The sequence below is a fragment of the Streptomyces sp. NPDC056169 genome, assembly GCF_042268445.1.
Lineage (GTDB): Bacteria > Actinomycetota > Actinomycetes > Streptomycetales > Streptomycetaceae > Streptomyces.
Genome location: NZ_JBHJUO010000006.1, coordinates 175,007 through 197,273, shown reverse-complemented (window position 1 = coordinate 197,273; position 22,267 = coordinate 175,007). Strand labels below are relative to the sequence as shown.

At 74.4% G+C, this 22,267-nt stretch carries 11 protein-coding genes; 10 read left to right on the top strand and 1 reads right to left on the bottom strand.

All coding sequences use genetic code 11. The features are described 5' to 3' along the window. From ACFC0G_RS11710 to ACFC0G_RS11675, 8 genes are all read left to right on the top strand, one after another. Nucleotides 1-2,742 (top strand): VWA domain-containing protein, encoded by a 2,742-nt coding sequence (locus tag ACFC0G_RS11710; RefSeq protein ID WP_376401459.1) that lies wholly within the window; start codon nucleotides 1-3, stop codon nucleotides 2,740-2,742. Between the two features lie 22 nt (nucleotides 2,743-2,764). After that, complete coding sequence (locus ACFC0G_RS11705) at nucleotides 2,765-6,361, top strand: tubulin-like doman-containing protein (RefSeq protein ID WP_376400975.1); 3,597 nt, start codon at nucleotides 2,765-2,767, stop codon at nucleotides 6,359-6,361. Further along, on the top strand, nucleotides 6,358-9,003 hold the full coding sequence (locus ACFC0G_RS11700; protein ID WP_376400972.1) for a hypothetical protein: 2,646 nt from the start codon (nucleotides 6,358-6,360) through the stop codon (nucleotides 9,001-9,003). The genes ACFC0G_RS11705 and ACFC0G_RS11700 overlap by 4 nt, the downstream gene beginning before the upstream one ends. Then, complete coding sequence (locus ACFC0G_RS11695; RefSeq protein WP_376400969.1) at nucleotides 9,000-11,405, top strand: hypothetical protein; 2,406 nt, start codon at nucleotides 9,000-9,002, stop codon at nucleotides 11,403-11,405. Before ACFC0G_RS11700 ends, ACFC0G_RS11695 begins: the two co-directional genes overlap by 4 nt. Beyond that, entirely contained in the window at nucleotides 11,402-13,909 is a 2,508-nt protein-coding gene (locus ACFC0G_RS11690) for a hypothetical protein (RefSeq protein ID WP_376400966.1), read from the top strand. The genes ACFC0G_RS11695 and ACFC0G_RS11690 overlap by 4 nt, the downstream gene beginning before the upstream one ends. A gap of 71 nt (nucleotides 13,910-13,980) precedes the next feature. After that, nucleotides 13,981-15,213, top strand: coding sequence for an arginine deiminase (locus tag ACFC0G_RS11685; protein ID WP_376400963.1), 1,233 nt, complete (start codon nucleotides 13,981-13,983; stop codon nucleotides 15,211-15,213). 266 nt (nucleotides 15,214-15,479) lie between these two features. Then, on the top strand, nucleotides 15,480-16,502 hold the full coding sequence (gene argF / locus ACFC0G_RS11680; protein ID WP_376400960.1) for an ornithine carbamoyltransferase: 1,023 nt from the start codon (nucleotides 15,480-15,482) through the stop codon (nucleotides 16,500-16,502). Between the two features lie 122 nt (nucleotides 16,503-16,624). Continuing rightward, complete coding sequence (locus tag ACFC0G_RS11675; RefSeq protein WP_376400957.1) at nucleotides 16,625-18,037, top strand: amino acid permease; 1,413 nt, start codon at nucleotides 16,625-16,627, stop codon at nucleotides 18,035-18,037. A 118-nt stretch (nucleotides 18,038-18,155) separates the two neighbouring features. Here the strand turns inward: ACFC0G_RS11675 and ACFC0G_RS11670 are convergent, their stop codons facing one another. Beyond that, a complete protein-coding gene (locus ACFC0G_RS11670; RefSeq protein WP_376400955.1) occupies nucleotides 18,156-18,674 on the bottom strand; it encodes an ATP-binding protein in 519 nt (172 codons plus the stop codon). A 255-nt stretch (nucleotides 18,675-18,929) separates the two neighbouring features. Between ACFC0G_RS11670 and ACFC0G_RS11665 the strand changes: the two genes are divergently transcribed. Further along, nucleotides 18,930-19,757, top strand: coding sequence for an enoyl-CoA hydratase family protein (locus ACFC0G_RS11665; protein ID WP_376400952.1), 828 nt, complete (start codon nucleotides 18,930-18,932; stop codon nucleotides 19,755-19,757). Continuing rightward, complete coding sequence (locus ACFC0G_RS11660) at nucleotides 19,742-22,180, top strand: bifunctional salicylyl-CoA 5-hydroxylase/oxidoreductase (protein ID WP_376400949.1); 2,439 nt, start codon at nucleotides 19,742-19,744, stop codon at nucleotides 22,178-22,180. Before ACFC0G_RS11665 ends, ACFC0G_RS11660 begins: the two co-directional genes overlap by 16 nt. Nucleotides 22,181-22,267: the final 87 nt, after the last annotated feature.

Genomic DNA, 22,267 nt, shown 5'->3' with positions numbered 1-22,267 from the left:
ATGCAGTGGACGAACAAGGGGAGCGCCCTGCTCCTCGCCGGTGCGCTGGTCGCGCTCACCGGCCCGCTCGCGGCGGCCGGTACCCCCGGCCACCCCCGCGCCCCCCGGGCGCCGGCCGCAGCCGCCCAACCCGCGGCCGGGTCCGTGGCCGAAGCCGCCGCCGAGCCCGCCGATGGACCGGACCCGATCGACTTCGCCGTCGTCGTCGACCAGTCGGCCAGCCTGGCCGACAAGGACCTGGCGCGCGAGACGGAGGCGGCGGGGCTGCTCAGCCAGGGCGAGATATCGGAGCGTTCCCGGGCGGCCGTCATCGGCTTCGGCAGCTCGGAGAAGGCCGGCCAGTCGCCCGTGCGCGAGGTCTGCGATCTCACCGTCGCCGACGCGGCGGGCCGCGAGCGGCTCAGCCGCTGCGTCCAGCTCCTCAACAAGCGCGACGCGGCACGGATGGGACCGGGCACCGACTTCCCGGCGGCCATCCGCCAGGCCGTCACCCGCCTCACCCAGAAGACCCAGAAGACCCAGAAGACCCAGAAGAGCACGCCCGGTGGCGCGGCCGCGAAGGCACCTGCCACCCCCAAGGTCGTCTTCCTGCTCACCGACGGCAAACTCGACGTCTCCGACAGCCCCGAGTACGGCGCGGACCCCGCCAACCGCCAGTCCAACGGCGAGCGGCGGCTCACCGAGGAACTCGCCCGCGCCCGGGCGGCCGGCGTCCAGATCTGGCCCCTCGGCTTCGGCACCGGGATCGACCGCGCCGCCCTCACGGCCATGGCCGAGGGCGGCTTCCGCGGCGCCTGCTCCGACGTGCCGGGCTCCGTCCCCCACATGCGGGTCGTCGGCAGCTCCGCCGACCTCGACAAGGCGCTCCAGGAGACCTTCGCCGCGGCCCGCTGCGCGCGGATCGCGCACGGCACCGCAGGGAAGCCGCCCGCCGACCTGACGGTCGTCATCCCGCCCATCGCCACCGACGGCTCCCTCACGGTCTCCAAGCACGACCCGAAGGTTCGGGTCACCTACTACGACCCGGCGGGCCGCAAGGTTCCCACCCGGGGCGAGTTCGACGGCTCCACCTTCGAGGTCGGCGGACAGGACGGGCCGGTCGAGGCGCTGCGCGTCAAGAACCCGCTGCCGGGCCGCTGGCGCGTGCACATCGAGGCACCGGAGGGGCACGGCGACCGCGAGGTCGCCGTCCGGGCCATCTGGCAGGGCGTGCTCCGCTCCGACGTCACCCTCGACCCGGCCTCCCCGCGCGCCGGCGAGGAGGTCACCGTGTCGGTGCGGATGCAGACCCGGCGGGGCGTCACCGTCACCGATCCCCGCCAGCTCGCGGATCTCACGGTCGCGGCCGAACTGCGCGGCGCGGGCTTCGCCCCCGTCACGTTCCGGCTCGCCGACGACGGGCGGGCCCCCGACCGCAGGGCGGGCGACGTCCGCTTCACCGGCACGCTCACCGTGCCCGCCGGCGCCACCGGCGACCTGGAGCTCACCACCCGCATGTCGGCGCCCGGCGTCACCTCCGACCGTCGGCCGCTGCACGCCCGCGTCACCCAGGGCACACCGCTCCTCACCGCCGGGCTCGTCCTCGACCGGGCCACCGTGCACCCCGGGAGCACCGTCCGCGGCACCCTCGACGTCACCAACAACGACGCCGGACCGCGCACCCTGCGGCTCGCCGTGGAGAACCTGACACCCGGCGCCGAGCTCTCCGTCTCCCCGGCGACGGTCACCGCCCCGCCGGGCGGGAGCACGCGCGTCCCCATCACCGTGACCGTCGGCGGCGGCACGCCCCTCGGCGAACTGGGCGGCCGGATCGCGGCCGTGGACCCCGGCGACGGCGACCTCGTCCTCGACGACGGCTTCCTCGACGTCCTGGTCGTGGCCCCGCCGACCTGGTGGGACCGCTGGTGGAAGGCCGTCGTCGGCGGGGCCGCGGGCCTCGTCCTCATCGCCGGCTTCGTCATCGCGCAGATCCTGGCCCGGCGCCATCGTCGCGACCTCACCGGCGTCACGCTCGAACTCCGCGAGCACGGCCGGGTCCTCGACACGCTCACTGTCGGCCGGGGCCAGGGCGCCCGCGGGTCCTTCCCCTTCGCGGTCGACGACATGGGCGGCGCTCCGCCCACCCTCCGCCGGGCCCGCGAGGGCGCCTCGTCCGGCGCCCACGTCCTGCGCCGCACCGGCACCGGCCAACTGCTGCTGCGTCCCCGGGGCGGTGCGCAGGTTCCCCTGCGGCCGGGCGAGCCGACCGGCCTCGACGCGTACGAACTCGTCGTACGGGGCGGGGGAACTGCCCGCGGCGGCCGGTCGGGCCGCGCCCGCACGGGCTCCGGCACCGGCGGCTACGGCTCCGGAGACGGCTACGGCTCCGGCACCGGTGGCGGTGGCGGTTTCGGTACGGACGACGACTTCGACTTCGACACGGGCGGCGGCTCCGGCTTCCGCACGGGCGACGGAGCCGACTCCCGGACGGGAACCGACTCCCGTACCGGAACCGGATCCCGTACGGGCGAAGGCGACGGGTCCCGTACACGTACGGACCGGGAAGGCCGGATTCCCCGGCCGCGCCGGTTCGGACGGCCCGGGCGATCCGGGCGATCCGATCGGTCCGGCCGGTCCGACGGCGCCACGGACCACCCCACGACCACCGGAACAGGCAGCGAAACCGACACCGGAACCGGCAGCGGTACCGGATTCAGTACGGGCACGGGCGGGACGACCGCCGGGGACCCGGACCTCTTCTGAACGGGCCCCCAAAGGAGACGACATGAAGATCTATCAGCCCATGCTCTTCGTCGGGCTCGGCGGCACCGGCGGACGCATCGGCACCGAGCTGGAGCGCAGCCTCCGCCGGGAGCTCTGCGGACCCGACGGTACCGACCTCGTCGACGGCGGCCGCCGGATGCCCTTCCAGCTGCCCGACTGCCTCCAGTTCGTCTACGCCGACTTCAGCGAGGCGGAACTGCTGAAGGCACCGCAGTTCAAGGCGAAGGGTGCCGAGGGCGCCGCCTTCGCCCGTACGTCCCGGATGGTCCGGGACCTGCTGCCCACCGATTTCGACTCCTCGCCCGAGGTCACGGAGATGCTGCGCGTCTCCGTCCCGGGGGAGACCCGGTCCTGGCTGCCGCCGCGGATCCGGCAGCCGCGCGTCGCCCCCCTCAACAGCGGTGCGGGGCAGCTGCCGACCGTCGGCCGCGCCGCGCTCTTCGCGACCCTGCGCTCCGGGCTCGAACCGGTCCTGCGCCAGCTCCGCGAGGCGATCGGGGCCATCGGCCAGTCGGCCGGCGACCTCCAGCGGGTCGGCGGCGGCCAGATCCGGGGCTGTGACGTCTTCGTCGCCTTCTCCGTCGCGGGCGGCACCGGCGCCGGCATCTTCTACGACTTCATCCACCTCATCGGGCACGAGTTCCGCAACGCCAAGGTGCCCGGGGTGAAGATCTACCCGCTCGTCGTCATGCCGTCCGCCTTCCCGCCCGAGGCGGGCGGCGGACGCGAGGCCGAACTCAACGCCGCCCGCGCCCTCGTGGACCTCTCGCGGCTCGTCGACGACCAGAACATGCCCGATTCCGACGACTCCGTCGGCGACGTCGAACAGCGCGGCCGGCTGAGCATCACGTACCCGCGAGACGGGGTCGTCGCCCTGCGTCCCGCGACCATGCAGACCGCCTTCCTCTTCTCCAAGCCGTCGGTCATCGGCAGCGAGGACCTGCGCCGCTCCATCACCGCCATGGTGATGTCGCTCATCGGCACCGAACTCAGCGAGTCCAACGGCGGGGTGGCCCAGGCCGACGACGACTACCAGTCCTTCGCGGAACGGTTCGTCAACAAGGCCGTCGAGCGCTCGACGCCGGCCCGTTCCGGCATCGGCTACCGGGGCATGTCCACCAGCCTCGCCGCCTCCCTCACCGTCCCCGTCGACGACCTCGCCGAGATCGTCGCCGCCCGGCTCCTCGCCCAGGCCGTGCGCGGCATGGAGGAACGGGCCCGGCGGCCCGCCCGGGACGGCTCGGAGCAGGTCCGCGACCTCTTCGTCCGCTCCGGCATCGGCCGGCTCTGGAACCGCGAGGTGCCGGACGTCCCCGGACCCGAGCAACTCCCCAGGGGGCGACGGGACATCGCCCAGGAACTGCAGTACCGGCTCGGGTCCATGGAGGACGCCCTGCGCCGACTCGACACCAACCTCACCCGCGAGATCCCGCGCCTCACCGAGGACTTCAGGCCGGGCTCCGGCGCCCGCGAACTCCTCGGCCTCATCGGCCCGTTCCAGCTCGAAGCCGTACTGGGCGGCCTGCCCGGCCACCCCGAGCGGGTCGCCAGGGTGGGCTTCAAGGGGATGCTGGACAACCGGCGCAACGAGCCCGAACGGCCTTCCCACGTCCAGAGCGCCGCCCCGCCGATCCCCCGCATCAAGGGGAGCATGGGCGGCGTCGTACCCGCCCGGTGGAACGACCCCGACGTCCAAGAGGCGCTCGCCGCGCAGCAGGCCTGGTACCAGTGGCGCGCCCGGAGCCTCTGGCACCGCGGCTGGCAGGCCGGCGAGGCCCAGTGGCGCCCGCCGCTGGCCCGGATCTCCAACGAGCTGAGCGAGCTCACCAAGGTGCTCCGCGCCCACGAGCAGGACGAGGCACGGGGATTCGCCGAGCGCCGCCGCGAGCTCTACCGCGACGACCGTGCCGGCATCGCCTACCTCCTGCCCCCGCAGAACACCCTGCGCGCCTTCTACGACGACGTCGTCGACCGGCTCGCCCAGAGCGAGGGCCTCCCCGAGAGCACCGACGCCGCGACCCTCCTCGACCGGCTGATCCGGCCCGACGACTGGCGCAACGCCCTCGACGCGGTGCGCCGCGCGCCGGGGGCGCCGGTCAAGGAGATCAAGCAGGTCCTCGAACGCCGGGTCAAGAAGCTCTTCGGCGAGGCCAACGAGGCCCAGTTCGCCCGCCCCCTGCTGCCCTCCATGGAGCTGCTGCTGCGGGCCGCCGCGGGCGACGAGGGCGCCGAGTCGAAGGTCGACCCGCGCTGGCTCGACCAGTTCCGCGCCCGGCTCGCCGGACTGCTCCCCGTCGGCTTCGTCCCGGACGGCAGCGGCCCGATGAAGATCCTCATCGTGCACCCGGCCAGCGAGTCCGACGGCCGCGCCGCGGGCTTCCTCCGGCAGGCGCTCAACCTGCCCGCGAAGGCCGACCAGGAGTACCGGGCCGTCGACACCGAATCCCTCACCGTCGTCCTCTTCCGCAGCGGCATGAACCTCACCGACATCTCCGAGGTCCGCAACGTCCTCAGCCTCTGGTCCGAAGCCCGCGACTCGGCCGGAGAGGACGACTTCCTGCACTGGCGGCAGCGGCTCGGCTACCAGGACGACTGGCTCGTCGCCACCGAGCAGGACCGCCAGCGGATCCTTCAGCGGCTGCTCTGCGCGATGTGGAACGGCAACATCGCCGTCGACGGCCCGCCGGACTCGCCCGACCTCGTCCGGATCCGGCTCCAGGAAGGCGAGTCCGCGACCATGTCGCTGCGCCTGGAGGCCTTCGACGGCTCGCTCTCCAGCTGGGCGGGGATGCTGCGCGCGTACGAGCGCTGGGCGCTCCTCGACGAGGGCCAGATCATCGAGGTGTTCTGCGAACGCCTCATGAAGACCCTGCCCAAGGGCCTCACGCAGGTGCCGCAGCCGCCGTCCCGGCTCTTCACCCACTTCGTGGAGGAGGTCGCCCCGCGTCAGCTCGTCCTGCTCGACCGACTGGAGGCCGAGTACCGGGAGTACGGCGACACGGACGTCGAATGGATGACCCCGCTGCGGCAGTTCTGGGAGGTCACCTTCCCGGGGGCCCTGGACATGCGCTTCCCGCCCTCGGCCCGCCCGACCCGCTCCACCCTGCGCGCCCTCTTCGACCGCCACGGGCCGGGGCGGGCGGGGCGGAGGGCTGCGGGGCAGGGGCAGGGGCAGGGGTACGTTCCGGCTCAGGCTCAGGCTCAGGCTCAGGTTCCGGTTCCGGTTCAGGGGCACGGTCAGGGCTACGGCCAGAGCCAGAACTACGGCCACGGCCAGAGCCAGAGCCAGAGCCAGAGCCAGAACTACGGCCACGGCCAGAGCCAGAACTACGGCCAGGGCCGGCCGCCCGGTAGTACCGACCCTCGGGAGAACTACGGGTACGGGGGGAACGGGTCCGCGCAGGCCCCCGGGCCGGAGGCGGGACAGCACGGACCGCATGGACCGCATGGACAGCACGGACCGCATGGACAGCACGGACAGCACGGACAGCCCCAGGGGTCCCTGTACGAGGAGGGCTGGGACTCCGAGCCCGAGCCCGATCCCGAGTCCGAGTTCGAGTCCGGCGGGTACCCCTGGGACCGGGAGGAGGAGCAGTGAACCACCGCGTCCTCCCCGAGCGACCCCTCCCGGGCCATGCGGTCTGCCTCGACCTGCGGGCGGGCGGGCCGGACGACCTCGACGCCGCCGTCCGCGCGGCGCTGGACGTCCCGCAACCCGGTGGCGAACGCCGGTTCCTCGTCGTCGACGAGGCCGCCGGGATCGTCGGCCACCAGCTCCTCTACGAGCGCCTCTCCTCCTACGGCCCCGCCCAGATCGTCTGTCTCGCCGTCGGCACCCGGGGTGACCGGACGCTGCGCCGCACCCTGACGCTGCGCCCGCCCGCCGCCGGAGTCCTGTGGCTGTTCGACACCACGGGCGACACCACGGGCGACATCACGGGCGGCTCCACAGGTGACGCCGTGGTCGACGACGTCCTGCGCCCGCTCGTCGAGGTACTGGCCACCCCGGAGGTCTTCGACGCCGCCCTCGGCTCGCTCGGGGACGTGGTGCACGGCGTGGCCGTACCCGCCGTGCGGATCCTGGAGCACGACCTCACCGACGAGGCCCGCGCGCGGGCCTGGCGACAGGCCGTCGAGGGGCTGACCGGCCCCGAGGTCCCGGCCGGGGCCGCCTCCCCGGAAGGGGTGCCGGGCGCGCTCGCCCTGCTCCTCGGCGAGGGCGTGCCGCGCTCCCTCTCCGGCCACGACTGGCTCCCCGCAGGCGGCCGGGCGGGGGCCCGGCTCGCCGCCTGCCAGGAGGCCCTCGACGACGCCGTCGACGGCTACGACCGGGTGCGGGGCGCGGCGGGGCTCCTCACCGGGGCGGGCCGCGCCGTCGACCTGCCGGGGGACATCGAGCGGCTCACGGAGGAGCTGGCCCGGTTCCGTACGGCCGTCGCGGACGCGTTCGGCGCCGCGGGCGGCACCCGGCTCACGGCGGAACACCGCGGGCTGCTCCGCGACCGGGGGGTCGAACTCCCGGAGCTGCCGCGGGAGATCACGCGGGCGGGGATCGTCCCGGCCCTGCGGGACCACACGTACGACCTGATCGGCCAGGGCCTGCCGCTGCGTTCCGTGGCGGCCAGGCTCTCCGGGCTCGCGGCGCGCACCGCCCCGGCCGGCAGCGCCTCCCGGCTCGCGCGGCTCGACGCGCTCTGCGGTCCGGAGCGGCTGCGGCGGCTCGGGGGACGGTATCCGTTCACCGCCGGCGGCTCGCGGCCCGTGGCCTTCGCCCTGACCGGCCTCCTCGCGCTGCTCGCCGGGGTGTGGCCGGTGCTCGGCTGGGTCCTCGGCCCGGCCGTCGGCGCGCTGGCCGCCGGGCTCGCCCATCTGATGCTGCGGCGCAGGCCCAACCGCTCGCCCGACGGGCGGATCGACGGCGGCGGTGCCACGGGCGCGGCGCCCCGGCTCGCGGGTGGCGTCCTCGGCGGCCTCGTCGGGGCGGGCCTCGGCCAGTTCCTGGCCCCGCCGGTCTGGGTGGGGGCCGTGGCCCTGGCCGTGTCCTTCGTGGCCGTGGTCCTGCTCGCGCTCCGCGACTGGACCCGGGCCGTGGACGACTGGTGGGCGCGGGCGGACCCGGAGGAGGCGGGCCGGATCCTGCGGGAGATCCACGCCCTGGTCGTGACGACCGCCGTGCACGACTGGCTCTTCGCCGAGGTACGGCACCACTGCGCGGCCGGTGCCGGTGCCGTGGCCCGGCTGCTGCGCGGTCTCGCGGAGACCGCCGACGCGTACGGCGGCGCGCGGTCGCCCGACGCGTCGCCGGAGTGGGGGCAGGAGTGGGGAGCGGGCCGGGAGTCGGAGTGGGGGCCGGACCAGGACTCCTGGGCGGACGAACCGTCGGCGCCCGCGCCGGGCCCGGGCCCGTCCGGCGGCACCGACACCGCTGCGGACGCCTGGAGTTGGGACGACTGGGGGGACGGCGGGGAGGACGACGGCTGGTCGGACATGAACGAGGAGCCGCCCGTACGGGAGCCGGCCGCGCACTCCGCCGTCCCGCCGTCGTCCCCGCGCCCGTCACCACGGCCCGCGCCCGCCCCGGCGGGCTCCGTCGGCGTGCCGGGCGCCTTCTCCGCCGGGCCGGCCCCGGTCTGGCTGGAGCGGCGGTACGGGGACGGGGGCCCGGCACTCGTCGACACGCTCGTCGGGGACCTGGTCGCCGGTACCGTCCTCCTCCTCGACGGCTGCTGGGCGGGTATCGAACGCGACCCCGGCGGCACGGAGCACCTGGCGCAGGGGCAGCGGCTGACGGAGCTCCTCGACGAGACGCGGATCCGCCTGGAGCGCGATGCGGCGGCCTCGCCGCCGCCGCCGTACGACGGCCTCCGCGATCTCGGCACGCTCACCTCGCTCGGCGCCCTCGCCGACCGCTCCGAACGGCCCGACGCGGCCCGGCTCACCGGGGTCGCCCCGGACGCGGTGGCCCGGCTGCTGCTCGCCGAGGACGACCCCGGCGCCACGGTCGCGCTCTGCGGGCCCGAGCACCTGAGGCTGCTCTCCCACGACCCGCTCGCCGCCCGGCAGGTCCGCTTCGTGCCCGAGGCGATGCGGCGCGGGGCGGCGGGGGACGACATCTGGCGGGGCACCGCCGAGGACGTGGTGTGGACCGGTGCCGGACGGCACGCGGGCATCCTCCGTCTCGTACCGCTGCGCGCGGACGTCGTGCACACCGTCCGCGCCGAGGAGGCGGGAGAACCGTGACAGACCCGAACCACCCGATCGACCCGCATGACCTGAACGACCTGAACCACCCGATCGACCCGCACGACCCGATCGACCCGCACGACCCGAACCACCCGCACGACCCGAACCACCCGAGCGACCTGAACCACCCGGACGAGCCCGGCCCGGGCAACGCGCGGAACCCGCTGAACCACCCGATCGATCCGTACCATCCGGACCACCTGAGGGAGCCCATGAGCCCCCCGCACCCGTACTACGAGGAACTGGAGTTCCTCACCCACCACGAGGAGCCGGTCCGCTTCACCGTCCGGTACGGCGACGAGCGCCGGCTGCCCGCCAGGCCCGGCCTCCTCGCACGCCGCGCCGTTCTGGGCGCCGGATGGCCGGTCCTTCAGTTCCGGCTGCCCGCGTCCGCGCAGGCCGACCCCCACGCGTACGGCCTCCTGGAGCGCGAGGTGGAGGCCGCCGTCGCCCTGGAACGGCGGTACGGGACCGCGAAGTTCGGGGCCGTCTTCGCCAGGATCGTCGGCTTCGACCTGACCGCGTCCGAGCCCTTCGTGCTGTACCGGGTGCCCCGCGGCCGGCCGCTCACCGAGTGGGCGGGCCGCCTCGGCCCCGAGGAGCAGGAGCGGATCATCGGCCAACTCGCCCTGTCCGTACGGCTCCTGGAAAAGATCGGGCTCGTGCACCGGGCCGTCGCGCCGGACACCGTGCGGTGGGACGGCGCCCACGTGCGGCTCAGCGAGCCGTTCGCCGCGCGGCGCGCGGGGGAGACGCGCGAGCCGTTCGGCGGCGCGCCCTGGGCCTCGCCCGAGCAGCGCGAGGGGCTCGGCGCGGCCGACCCGCGCGACGACCTGTGGTCCGTCGCCCAGCTCGGCTACTACCTCCTCTCCGGCCGCCCCGCCCGGGGTGAGGGCCCACCCGGCGACCTCGGCGACTACCGCCGGCTCGCTGCCCTGGCCCAGAGCGGCCTCTTCTCCCCGCGAGCGGCCGACCGGCCGCGTCCCGCCGAGCTCATGCGGCTCCTGAACGTGCGCGATCCGCTCGCAGGCGCCGCCGGTGCGGCCGACCCGCTCGCCCCGTGGCGTGCCCAGTACGACCAGCGACTCGCCCGGAAACGGGTCGCGGTCGAGAACGACGGGCTGTCCGGCGCGGCGCCGTACGCGGAGCCGTACAGCGAGTCGTACACGGACCCGCACACCGACCCGTACGCCGGCCCGGTGACGGATTCCGCCACGGATCCGCGCTCCCCGCGCACCACCTTCATCGACCGGATCTTCGGAGCGGGGGACGGATCCCTCCGCCCCGCCGCCTCGGCGTCGCCCCTCGAACCGCCGCCGGCCCCGCCCTCGCGGAGCCGGATGTGCCCGCACTGCCTGCTCCCCGTCGAGTACGACGAACGCCTGCTCGTCACCATCGACGCCAAGGGCAACCGGATCCCGCTCGACCTCACCACGGAACGGCGCCCCGCCCACATCGCCGACGCCCTGCGCAAGGCCTACCACCTGTGCCCGCACACGGTGGAGGGCGACGAGGAGCACGAACTCCCCGTGCCCTACCTCACCAACGGCGAGCCGCTCTCCGTCGCCCTCGTCGGCAGCTCCTCCGTCGGCAAGACCCACCTCCTCGCCGCGATGCTGGGCGAGATCGAACTCGGCGGCCTCGCGCCGTACGGGCTGCGGAGCCGTCCGCTCAACCCCGAGGCGCACCGCACCTATCTGCGCGAGCGCGTGCAGAACCTCCAGCAGGGACGGCAGTTGGGCCGTACCGGACAGCAGACCTTCGCCCGCTTCGCCGACGGGCTGCTCGTCTCCGCGGGCGGCGGGACGCCCCGGCCCGTCGTCTTCTTCGACCTCGCGGGCGAGGACCTCGCGCAGGACGGGGAAGTGGCCCGCTTCCTCATGGGCGTCGACGCCTTCGTCTTCGTCCTTGACCCGCTGCGCGCGCTCCGGCTCGGCTCCCTCGACCCCGTACGGGAACAGAGCGGGCTGCGCCGCCGCGACCTCGGCGACGAGGCCTTCGCCACCGTCCTCGACCGGATCCCGAGGGGGCGCGGCGGCCTCGTCGCGGCACCGACCGCGCTCGCCGTCAACAAGAGCGACCTCGTACGCTTCGATCCGACCGTCGACCGGTGGCTCGGCCGGGCCCTGCCCGGCCGCTTCGACCCCGCCGAGGCGCGGGACGAGAGCCGGGACGCGTACGCCTTCCTCGCCCACCACGCCAGCGCCGCCTGGCTCAAGCCCTTCGACGACTGCGCGAACTGCTCCCTGCACTTCGTCGCCGCGACCGGCGGTCAGGCGCGCGGCGACCACTTCCCGCACGGGGTCCGGCCGCGCCGGGTCCTGGCACCACTGCTGTCCCTGTTCGCCATGTGCGGGCTGCTGCCCGGGGCGGAGCCTACGGAGGGAATCGTCCGATGACACGGTCGGAGAACGAGGTCGACCAGATCGTCTTCCGCTGGGACAGCGAGAACGCCTCGGGCAGCACGGGATTCGGCCCGGTGGCCTGGTCCGGGCCCCGGGACGAGACGGAGGCCCTCTTCCGGATCTCCGGTCCCGTGCTGCGGGCCGGCGGGGAGGAGACGCGGCCTGCCCTGATCCGCCTTGAGGGCCGTCCGGGCGTGATGCTGATCCGGCGCACCCCGTTCACGGACACCGACGGCGGGACGTCCGTCCTCTGTCACGCGCTCGTCGGTTCTCCCGCGCTGCTCGACCCCTCGTTGTGTCTCGGCCTCCAGGCCTGGGACTGGGAGGGCGCCGCCGCCCTGAACGCCGCCGAGGTGCGCGGACGGCTCCCGGTGGTGCGGGAGGAGGTCCTCGTACCGGCGACGGGCCGCGGGCAGGGCGAGCTCGACGAGACGCTGCCGTACGTGGCGGGAGAACTCACCGGAACGGTGGCGGAGTTGCTGCGGCACCCCGACGGCACGTTCACCGTCCTCGACGCGCGGGGCGACACCGCCGGACCCGTGCTGTGGGGGCTGCACAGCATGTTCGGCGAGCTCATCGGCCGCGGTTGGACCTTCGCGAGCCACGACACCGTCGAACTGCCCTCCCTGCGCTTCGTGTTCGTGAGCCGCTGGTCGGGTGCGTCGAGTCCCAACACGGGGCGGCACCGCTTCGACCCGAGCGAGCGGTCCGGCGACCGCGCGGAGGAGACGGCGGCCCGGCTCGTCCGCCACCACCTGCGGGGCGTCGCGGAGGGCGACGGACGCGAGTGGGCGGTCGGCCGCGCCCTCCACGAGGCGGCCTCCGCCCGCCGGGCCCCGCTCCTCGACACGGCGGCCCGCGCCGTGGACATCCTCGACGCCCGCACCCGCCGCCACGGCCCGCCCCGGGAGCCGCGCTTCCCGCCGACGGGGGACGCACGGTACGGGCCCGCGTCGCCGGAGCCGCGCTACCGGGGCGCGACGCCGGAGCAGGAGCCGAGGTACGGGGGTGAGCCCGAGCGGCGACGCGCGGCCGAGCCGGAGCCGGGGTACGGACCCGAGCGGCGACGCGGGGCCGAGCCGGAGCCGGGGTACGGGCCGGAGCCGGGGTACGGGGCCGCGCCCGAGCGACACCCGGCGGCACCGGAGCCGGGGTACCCGGCCGTGTCGCCGGAGCCGCGGCGCTCGCCGACGTCCCGGGACCCCGGCCGCACGCCGGACGGCGCCGACCCACGCCGTCCTTCGGCCGCCCCGGCCGCCCCGGACGCCGGCCGGCCCCCCGTGTCCCCCATATCCCGCGTATCCCCGTCCCCTGACGCGGGGCGTCCCCCGTCCTCACCTGAGCCGTGGGACGGCCGCCAGGACCCGCCCTTCCCCGACCGCCCCCTCCAGGACCCGTCCCGGCACCCGGCGGCGCCGTACCCGGACACCGACGACACGGCCCACGGCGAGGCCCCCGGCGGGGCCGATCCCTGGGCCTCCGGGACCTCACCGCGCCGGCCCGACCGCGACCGCGATCGCGACCCCGAACCTGGTCCCGGCCCCGAGTCCGCCCCCGCCCCCGACCCCGCCCCCAAGCCGGATCCCGTACCCCTCCGCCCCCACCCCGCCCCGGACCCGGCGTACGACCCGTACCCCCGTCCCGTCCTCCCCTCCGTCCGTGCCCAGTGGAGCGGTCCAGCCGGCGGTGGCCGGAGCGGGTGGATCAGGAAGCTGCGGGGCGGGGAGCGGGAGGTCGAGACCGGGCTCGTCCACCGGCTGCCGACCGCGGGCGACGTGGACGAGGCGCGCGGCCTCGTCGAGCGGGCGGGCAGCCGCGAGCTGCTCGACGCCCTGCGCCGACCCCAGATGTACGTCGTCGTCACCCTCCTCCTCGGGGAGATCGCCCGGCGCCTGCCGTCCTGGGGACATCCGGCGCGCCGCGAGCTGTGCGAGGTGGTCATCGGCCGGGAGCTCTGGGCGACAGCGTCGCCCGGCGCCGAGGACGACCGTTCCGAGCCGCCCGAGGAACAGCGCGCGTCCAACGCGGCCGAGCTGCACCGCTGGGCCGTCCGCCCCCTCCTCGGGGGCGGGGACGCCCCGGTCGGCACGGTCGCCGCGCTGCTCTCCCGACTCCGTACGAGCCCGGTGCCGTCGGCCCGCGAGGCCTTCTGGCAGATCGTCGACGGCGACCGCCCGGGCCTGCCCGACGCGGCCTGGCTCACCCTCCTCAAGGAGGCGTCCGGCACCCGGCGCACCCCGCAGCCCCACCAGGCCCCGTCACCCCACCAAGCCCCGCGGCCGCATCACACCGCACCACCCCACCAAGCATCGCCACGCCACCAGTCCCCACCACCCCACCAGTCCCCGCAGCCCGGCGAGCCGCCGCCCCGCCCCGTCGCCTTCTCGCAGCCGGACGGCGAGCCCGTCAACGGCTACACCCGCCGCTTCCTGCTCCGCACCGCCGCCTTCCTCGGAGTCCTCATCGCCCTGATCCTCATCGCCTCCGCACTGAAGTGACACGCCCTGAACCGCGGGCCCGAAGGCCCGAAAGACGGGCCCAGGCCGCCCGGCTCCGTCAGGATGGGCCCATGGGATTCCATGTCGATTCCGAGACCGGGCGGCTGCGCCGCGTCATCCTCCACCGCCCCGATCTGGAGCTGAAGAGGCTCACGCCGTCCAACAAGGACGCCCTCCTCTTCGACGACGTGCTCTGGGTGCGCAGGGCCCGCCAGGAGCACGACGGCTTCGCCGACGTGCTGCGGGACCGCGGGGTCGAGGTGCATCTCTTCGGCGACCTGCTGCGGGAGGCCCTGGAGGTGCCGGCCGCCCGCGCGCTGGTCCTGGACCGGGTCTTCGACGAGAAGGAGTACGGGCCGCTGGCCGCCGACCACCTGCGCGCCGCGTTCGACTCGCTGGACGCCGGGTCGCTCGGCGAGGCGCTCGTCGGCGGCATGACGAAGCGGGAGTTCCTGGCGGCGCACCGGGAGCCGACGTCGGTGCGGTTCCACGCGCTCGACCTGGACGACTTCGTCCTCGGTCCGCTGCCGAACCACATCTTCACCCGGGACACCTCGGCCTGGATCTACGACGGCGTCTCGATCAACGCGATGCGCTGGCCGGCCCGGCAGCGCGAGACCGTGCACTTCGAGGCGATCTACGGGCACCACCCGCTCTTCAAGGGACCGGAGGCGGGCTCCTTCCACCACTGGTCGGAGGGGCAGCGCGACTACCCGTCGACGATCGAGGGCGGGGACGTCCTGGTCATCGGCAACGGCGCCGTGCTCATCGGGATGAGCGAGCGCACGACGCCGCAGGCGGTGGAGATGCTGGCCCGGGGCCTGTTCGCGGCCGGTTCGGCGCGCATGATCGTCGCGCTCGACATGCCGAAGCGGCGCGCGTTCATGCACCTGGACACGGTGATGACGATGGTCGACCAGGACACGTTCACCCAGTACGCGGGGCTCGGCATGCTCCGCTCGTACACGATCGAACCCGGCGACGCGGGGCAGTCCCTGCGGGTGACCGACCATCCGCCGGAGCAGATGCACAGCGCCATCGCCGCGGCCCTGGGACTCCAGGACATCCGGGTCCTGACGGCGACGCAGGACGTGCACGCGGCGGAGCGCGAGCAGTGGGACGACGGGTGCAACGTGCTCGCCGTGGAGCCGGGGGTGGTCGTGGCGTACGAGCGGAACGTCACGACGAACACGCATCTGCGCAAGCAGGGCATCGAGGTGATCGAGATCCCGGGGAGCGAGCTGGGCCGGGGGAGGGGCGGCCCGCGCTGCATGAGCTGCCCGGTGGAGCGCGACGCGACCTGAGCGCCGCCACTCCATGAGAGCGCCACTCCATGAGGGCGCCACTCCAGGAGAGCACCACTCCGCGAGGGCGCCACTCCGCGAGGGCGCCACTCCACGAGGGCGCCACTCCGCGAGGGCGCCACTCCGCGAAAGGGCCACTCCACGAGGGCGCCACCCTGCCCAAGCGGCACCCCGCGAGGGGGCTGTATAGAAATGCTGATGTTCGTATAGACTTCCAGGGTCCGCGACCGCCGTCCCCTCGACCCGTACCCCCAGGAGCGCGTCCCATGGCCACAGACCTCATCGGCCGCCACTTCCTCAAGGAGCTGGACTTCACCGCCGAGGAGTTCCGCGGCCTGATCGCGCTCTCCGCGGAGCTCAAGGCCGCGAAGAAGGCGGGCGCCGAGGTCCAGCGGCTGCGCGGCCGGAACATCGCGCTCATCTTCGAGAAGACCTCCACGCGCACCCGCTGCGCCTTCGAGGTCGCCGCCGCGGACCAGGGCGCCTCCACCACCTACCTGGACCCCTCGGGCTCCCAGATGGGTCACAAGGAGTCGGTCAAGGACACCGCCCGCGTCCTCGGCCGGATGTTCGACGGCATCGAGTACCGGGGCGACAGCCAGGCCGCCGTCGAGGAGCTCGCCGCCTTCGCCGGGGTCCCCGTCTTCAACGGCCTCACCGACGACTGGCACCCCACCCAGATGCTCGCCGACGTGCTCACCATGACCGAGCACACCGACAAGCCGCTCGACGGGATCGCCTTCGCCTACCTCGGCGACGCCCGCTTCAACATGGGCAACTCCTACCTGGCCACCGGGGCCCTGCTCGGCATGGACGTGCGGATCGTCGCCCCGGAGGCGTACTGGCCGGCCGAGGGTATCGTCGCCGCGGCCCGCAAGCTCGCCGAGGCGAGCGGTGCCACGATCACCCTCACCGAGTCCGTGGCGGACGGGGTCCGGGGCGCCGACTTCGTGGCCACCGACGTCTGGGTGTCGATGGGCGAGCCCAAGGAGGTCTGGGACGAGCGGATCGCCGCCCTCTCCCCGTACTCCGTGACCATGGACGTGCTGCGGGCCACCGGGAACCCGGACGTGAAGTTCCTGCACTGCCTGCCCGCCTTCCACGACCTGGGCACGGCCGTCGGCCGTGACATCCACGCCCGGCACGGACTGACCGAGCTGGAGGTCTCCGACGAGGTCTTCGAGTCGGCGCACTCCGTCGTCTTCGACGAGGCCGAGAACCGGATGCACACGATCAAGGCGGTCCTGGTCGCCATCATGGCGGGCACTGCCGGGGAGCCGCAGGCGTAGCTTTACGCCCTCTTGGGCGAATATGCGTGGTGCGGCTTACGATCGCATCCTTCAGGGGGGTTCGGGCATACATGCCCGGACCCCCCTCACGCGTGCACCACCAGAGATGAGAGAACCCCCGCATGCCCTCGCGGATCAAGTCCCCGCAGCAGCTCATCGCCGAGTCCGGCGCCGACCTCGAAGGCCACGGCCTCCAGCGCACCATGGGCCTCTTCCAGCTCGTGTGCTTCGGCATCGGCGCGATCGTCGGCACCGGCATCTTCGTCGGACTCTCCGACAGCGTCGCGGAGGCGGGCCCGGCCGTCGTGATCTCCTTCGTGCTCGCCGCGGTCACCTGCGTCTTCACCGCCTTCTCCTTCGCGGAGCTGGGCAGCGCGATCCCCGTCTCCGGCTCCTCGTACTCCTTCGCCTACGCGAGCCTCGGCGAGCGGACCGCCTTCCTCGTCGGCTGGTGCCTGCTCCTGGAGTACGGCGTCTCCGTCTCGGCGGTCGCGGTCGGCTGGAGCCAGTACCTCAACGAGCTCCTCGACAGCCTGACCGGCCTGCGACTGCCCGTCGCGCTCTCCGCGGGACCCGGCGACGGCGGCGTGGTCAACCTGCCCGCCGTGGTCGTCATCCTGCTCGCCGCCACCCTGCTCGTCCGGGGGGTCAGGGAGAGCGCCCGGGCGACCGCCGCCATGGCCGTCCTCAAGATCGGCATCCTGGTCGTCTTCTGCGTGATCGGCTTCTCCGCCTTCGAGGACGGGAACCTCTCGCCGTTCACGAACGGCGCCGGCGGCATCACCGCGGGTGCCTCGGTGGCCTTCTTCTCGTACATCGGCTTCGACGCGATCACCACGGCCGGGGAAGAGGTGAAGAACCCGCGCCGGAACATCCCGATCGCGATCCTCGTCTGCATCGGGCTCGTCACCCTGCTCTACTGCTCCGTCGCGCTCGCCGCGATCGGGGCCCTCGGCGCCGACGCCGTCGCCGACCAGCCCGCCGCGCTCTCGCTCGTCGTCGACGAGGTCACCGGCTCCTCGGTCGGCGGCGGGGTCGTCGCCTTCGGCGCGGTCGTCGCCATCGCGTCCGTCGTCCTCGCGGTGATGTACGGGCAGACCCGCATCCTGATGTCGATGTCCCGCGACGGTCTGGTGCCCCGGGTCTTCGAGCGGGTCTCGCCGCGGTCCGCGACTCCGGTGGCCAACACCTGGATCGTCGCCGGCGTCTTCGCCGTCCCGGCCGCCTTCGCCTCGCTCGACGTGGTCGTCAACCTGACGACGATCGGCACGCTCGCCGTCATGGTGGCCGTCAATCTCGCGGTGATCGTGCTGCGTCGCCGCGATCCCGCGCTGCGGCGGTCCTTCCGGGTGCCGCTCTACCCGCTGAGCCCGGTGCTCGGCATCGGCTTCTGTCTCTACCTGATCTGGGGCACGGGCTGGACGACGTGGGTGCAGTTCGCCGTCTTCCTGGTCGTCGGAACGCTGGTGTACGCGCTGTACGGGCGCCGCCACTCGCGGCTCGGCGACGCGGATCCGGTCGTTCGGGGTGCGTGACCGTCCCTGACCTGCTCTGACCTGCTCTGACCTGCTCTGACCTGACCTGACCTGCTCTGACCTGACCTGACCTGCCCTGCCCTGGCCGGACCTGGCCGGCCCTGACCGTCCCCGTCGCTCAGGGCTCCTGGTGGCGACGCTGCGCGGGGATCCCCGGGAGCGTGAACCACACGGCCTTGCCGTGCGCGGTCGGGCGGTGGCCGCAGTCGCTGCTGAGCGCGCGGATCAGGAGGAGGCCGCGGCCGTGCTCCTGCCAGGGGTCGACCTCGACGCCGGGGTCGGGGCAGACGAGCTCGCCCGGGCGGGCCGGCTCGGAGTCGTGGACCTCGATCTGACAGCCGCCGGGCGCGGCGAGCAGCTCGACGACCAGCTCGATCGGGCCCCGTCCCGCGGTGTGCTCGACGGCGTTGGCGACGAGCTCGGCGGTGAGCAGCTCGGCCGTGTCCCCGTCGGGGAGGTCGGCGGCGCCGGGGTCGATGTCGTGGAGCGCGGTACGGATCAGGGCGCGGGCGATCGGCACGGCGGCGGTCGTGTGCGGCAGCCGGATGCGCCAGGAGGCGGCGGGTCCGGCGCCGGTGGGACCGATGTCGATGGGGCCGATATCGGCGGGTCCGGTGGGGCCGGTGACTTCGGGCATGGGGGGCAGGGCTCCCTTCACCGAGGGGGGCGGCGGGTGGGCGAGTGGTGTGGGGGCATCCCGAGACGTCCTGGTTTCAACCTTACGAGGTGCAAAATCCGGTTCCCAGGGCACCCCTCCCCGGCCGCCAGGGACTTCGGTCACCTCTTTCCCGGGACCTTGTGGTGTCCGGACTCATACCCCCTTTATCGCGTACTCGTGACGACAGTCACAGTACGGTGATACCCTCCGAACGGAGGAAGGAGGCCGTTCCGGATGAGCCCCTTTACCGGATCCGCGACCCGCACCGAACGCTGGCGGCACCTGCGCCTGGACCTCGACGAGGGCGTCGCCACCGTGACCCTCGCCCGCCCCGCGAAGCTCAACGCCCTCACCTTCGGCGCCTATGCCGACCTGCGGGACCTGCTCGCCGAGCTCTCCCGCGAGCGGACCGTCCGCGCCCTCGTCCTCGGCGGCGAGGGCCGGGGCTTCTGCTCCGGGGGCGACGTCGACGAGATCATCGGCGCCACCCTCTCCCTCGACACCGCGCGGCTCCTCGACTTCAACCGGATGACGGGCCAGGTCGTCCGGGCGCTCCGCGAGTGCCCCTTCCCGGTCGTCGCCGCGCTCCACGGCGTCGCCGCGGGCGCCGGGGCCGTCCTCGCCCTCGCGGCCGACTTCCGGATCGCCGACCCCACCACCCGCTTCGCCTTCCTCTTCACCCGGGTCGGACTCTCCGGCGGGGACATGGGCGCGGCCTACCTGCTGCCCCGGGTCGTCGGGCTCGGCCACGCCACCCGGCTCCTCATGCTCGGCGAACCCGTCCTGGCCGCCGAGGCCGAGCGCATCGGCCTGCTCAGCGAGCTGACCGAGGAGGGTGCCGCCGACACCCGCGCCGCCGCCCTCGCCCGCCGCCTCGCGGACGGCCCCGCGCTCGCCCTCGCCCAGACCAAGGCCCTGCTCTCCGCCGAGCTGGACATGCCGCTCGCGGCCTCGATCGAGCTGGACGCGGCGACCCAGGCCCTCCTGATGCACGGCGAGGACTACGCCGAGTTCCACGCCGCCTTCACCGAGAAGCGCCCCCCGAAATGGCAGGGCCGCTAGCCATGGCCGGCCCGGACCCGGCCGCTCCCTCGGCCCCGGCCGTCCCCTCGACCCCGGCGGACCCGGCAGTCCCCCCGGGCCCGGCCGTCCCTCCGGACCCGGCAGTCCGCCCGACCCCGGCCGTCCCCCCGACCCTGGCCGTCCCCCCGACCGCCGGGACGCCCTCGCGGATCGCGCGGATCGCGCGGATCGCCGTCGTCGGCGGCGGCCCCGGCGGCCTCTACGCCGCGGCCCTCCTCAAACGGCTCGACCCCGCCCGCGAGGTCACCGTCTGGGAGCGGAACGCACCCTCCGACACCTTCGGCTTCGGCGTCGTCCTCTCCGACGAGACCCTCGGCGGCATCCGGGACGCCGACCCCGCCGTGTACGAGGCGCTCCGCCGCGAGCTCGTCCGCTGGGACGACATCGACGTCGTCCACCGGGGCCACCGCACGACCTCCACCGGCCACGGCTTCGCCGCCCTCGGCCGCCGCCGCCTCCTTGAGCTCCTGCACGCCCGGTGCGCCGAGCTAGGCGTACGGCTCCGCTTCCGCACCGAGGCCCCGCCCGCCGACGAGCTTGCCGCCGGCCACGACCTGGTCGTCGCCGCCGACGGCGTCCACAGCCGCACCCGCGAGGCCCATGCCGGGCACTTCCGCCCCACCCTCACCACCCACCGCTGCCGCTACATCTGGCTCGCCGCGGACTTCGCCTTCGACGCCTTCCGCTTCGAGATCGCCGAGACCGAGCACGGCGTGATGCAGCTCCACGCCTACCCCTTCTCCGCGGGCTCTTCCACCGTCATCGTCGAGATGCGCGAGGAGGTCTGGCGGGCCGCCGGCTTCCACGAACTCGACGAGGCCGAGTCCACCGCCCGCTGCGCCAAGATCTTCGCCGAGGCGCTCGGCGGCCGGGAGCTGCGCTCCCACCGCTCCGCCTGGACCGCGTTCCGTACCGTCGTCAACGAGCGCTGGTCGTACCGCAACACCGTCCTCATCGGCGACGCCGCCCACACCGCGCACTTCTCCATCGGCTCCGGCACCAAGCTGGCCGTCGAGGACGCCCTCGCCCTCGCCACCGCCATCGGCGAACACCCCACCCTGGCCGAGGCGTTGACGGCGTACGAGGTGGAGCGCCGCCCCGTCGTCGCCTCCACCCAGCGCGCGGCCGCCGCCAGCCTCCGCTGGTTCGAGGAGCTCGCCGGCCATGTCGACCGCCCGCCCCGCCGCTTCGCCTTCGACCTCCTCACCCGCAGCCGCCGCGTCACCCACGCCAACCTGCGGCTGCGCGACCCGGCCTTCACCGACACGGTCGAACGCGACTTCGGCTGCCCGCCCGGCACCCCGCCCATGTTCACCCCCTTCCGCCTGCGCGGACTGACCCTGCGCAACCGGATCGTCGTCTCGCCCATGGACCTGTACGTCGCCGAGGACGGCGTCCCCGGCGACTTCCACCTCGTCCACCTCGGCGCCAGGGCCCTCGGCGGCGCCGGACTCGTCATGACCGAGATGGTGTGCGTGAGCCCCGAGGGTCGCATCACCCCCGGCTGCACCGGCCTGTGGACCGACGAGCAGGCCGAGGCCTGGGCCCGGATCGCCGCCTTCGTCCACGCACAGGCACCCGGCACGGCGCTCGGCGTGCAGCTCGGCCACTCCGGCCGCAAGGGCTCCACCCGGCGCATGTGGGAGGGCATCGACCAGCCGCTGCCCGAGGGTAACTGGCCGCTCGTCGCCGCCTCGCCCCTTCCGTACAGGTCCGGCGTCAACCAGACCCCGCACGCCCTCGACCGCGCCGGACTCGCCGCCGTGCGCGAGGAGTTCACGGCCGCCGCCCGACGCGCCGCCCGCTGCGGCTTCGACCTGCTCGAACTGCACGCCGCACACGGGTACTTGCTCTCCGGTTTCCTCTCCCCGCTCACCAACCACCGCACCGACGCGTACGGCGGCACCCTCGACGGCCGGCTGCGCTTCCCCCTCGAAGTCTTCGACGCCGTACGGGAGGTGTGGCCCGAGGGCCGCCCCATGACCGTGCGCGTCTCGGCGACCGACTGGGCCGCCGGCGGCACGAGCACCGAGGACGCCCTCGCGGTCGCCCGCGCCTTCGCCGCTCACGGCGCCGACGCGATCGACGTCTCCACCGGCCAGGTCGTCCCCGACGAGCGCCCCGAGTACGGCCGCTCGTACCAGACCCCGTACGCCGACCGGATCCGCAACACGGTCGGCGTCCCCGTCATCGCGGTCGGCGCGATCTCCTCCTGGGACGACGTCAACTCCCTGCTCCTCGCGGGCCGTGCGGACCTCTGCGCCCTCGCCCGACCCCACCTCTACGACCCGCACTGGACCCTCCACGCGGCGGCCGACCAGGGCTACGAGGGCCCGGCCGCCCCCTGGCCGGCCCCGTACCGCGCGGGCAGCCGCCCGCCCCCGACGGGCCGCCGCGAGTAGACCCGCCCGGTCGACCGTGGACGCTCGCGTATGCCGGTGCGACGCGGAACCATGTTCTCCGCGTCGTCCCCCCACTTGAATGGGGAC

Coding starts and splice junctions, on each gene's coding strand:
- ACFC0G_RS11710 (WP_376401459.1), top strand. CDS start 1: ATGCAGTGGACGAACAAGGGGAGCGCCCTGCTCCTCGCCGGTGCGCTG.
- ACFC0G_RS11660 (WP_376400949.1), top strand. CDS start 19,742: ATGGCAGGGCCGCTAGCCATGGCCGGCCCGGACCCGGCCGCTCCCTCG.
- argF (WP_376400960.1), top strand. CDS start 15,480: ATGGCCACAGACCTCATCGGCCGCCACTTCCTCAAGGAGCTGGACTTC.
- ACFC0G_RS11670 (WP_376400955.1), bottom strand. CDS start 18,674: ATGCCCGAAGTCACCGGCCCCACCGGACCCGCCGATATCGGCCCCATC.
- ACFC0G_RS11675 (WP_376400957.1), top strand. CDS start 16,625: ATGCCCTCGCGGATCAAGTCCCCGCAGCAGCTCATCGCCGAGTCCGGC.
- ACFC0G_RS11690 (WP_376400966.1), top strand. CDS start 11,402: ATGACACGGTCGGAGAACGAGGTCGACCAGATCGTCTTCCGCTGGGAC.
- ACFC0G_RS11685 (WP_376400963.1), top strand. CDS start 13,981: ATGGGATTCCATGTCGATTCCGAGACCGGGCGGCTGCGCCGCGTCATC.
- ACFC0G_RS11705 (WP_376400975.1), top strand. CDS start 2,765: ATGAAGATCTATCAGCCCATGCTCTTCGTCGGGCTCGGCGGCACCGGC.
- ACFC0G_RS11665 (WP_376400952.1), top strand. CDS start 18,930: ATGAGCCCCTTTACCGGATCCGCGACCCGCACCGAACGCTGGCGGCAC.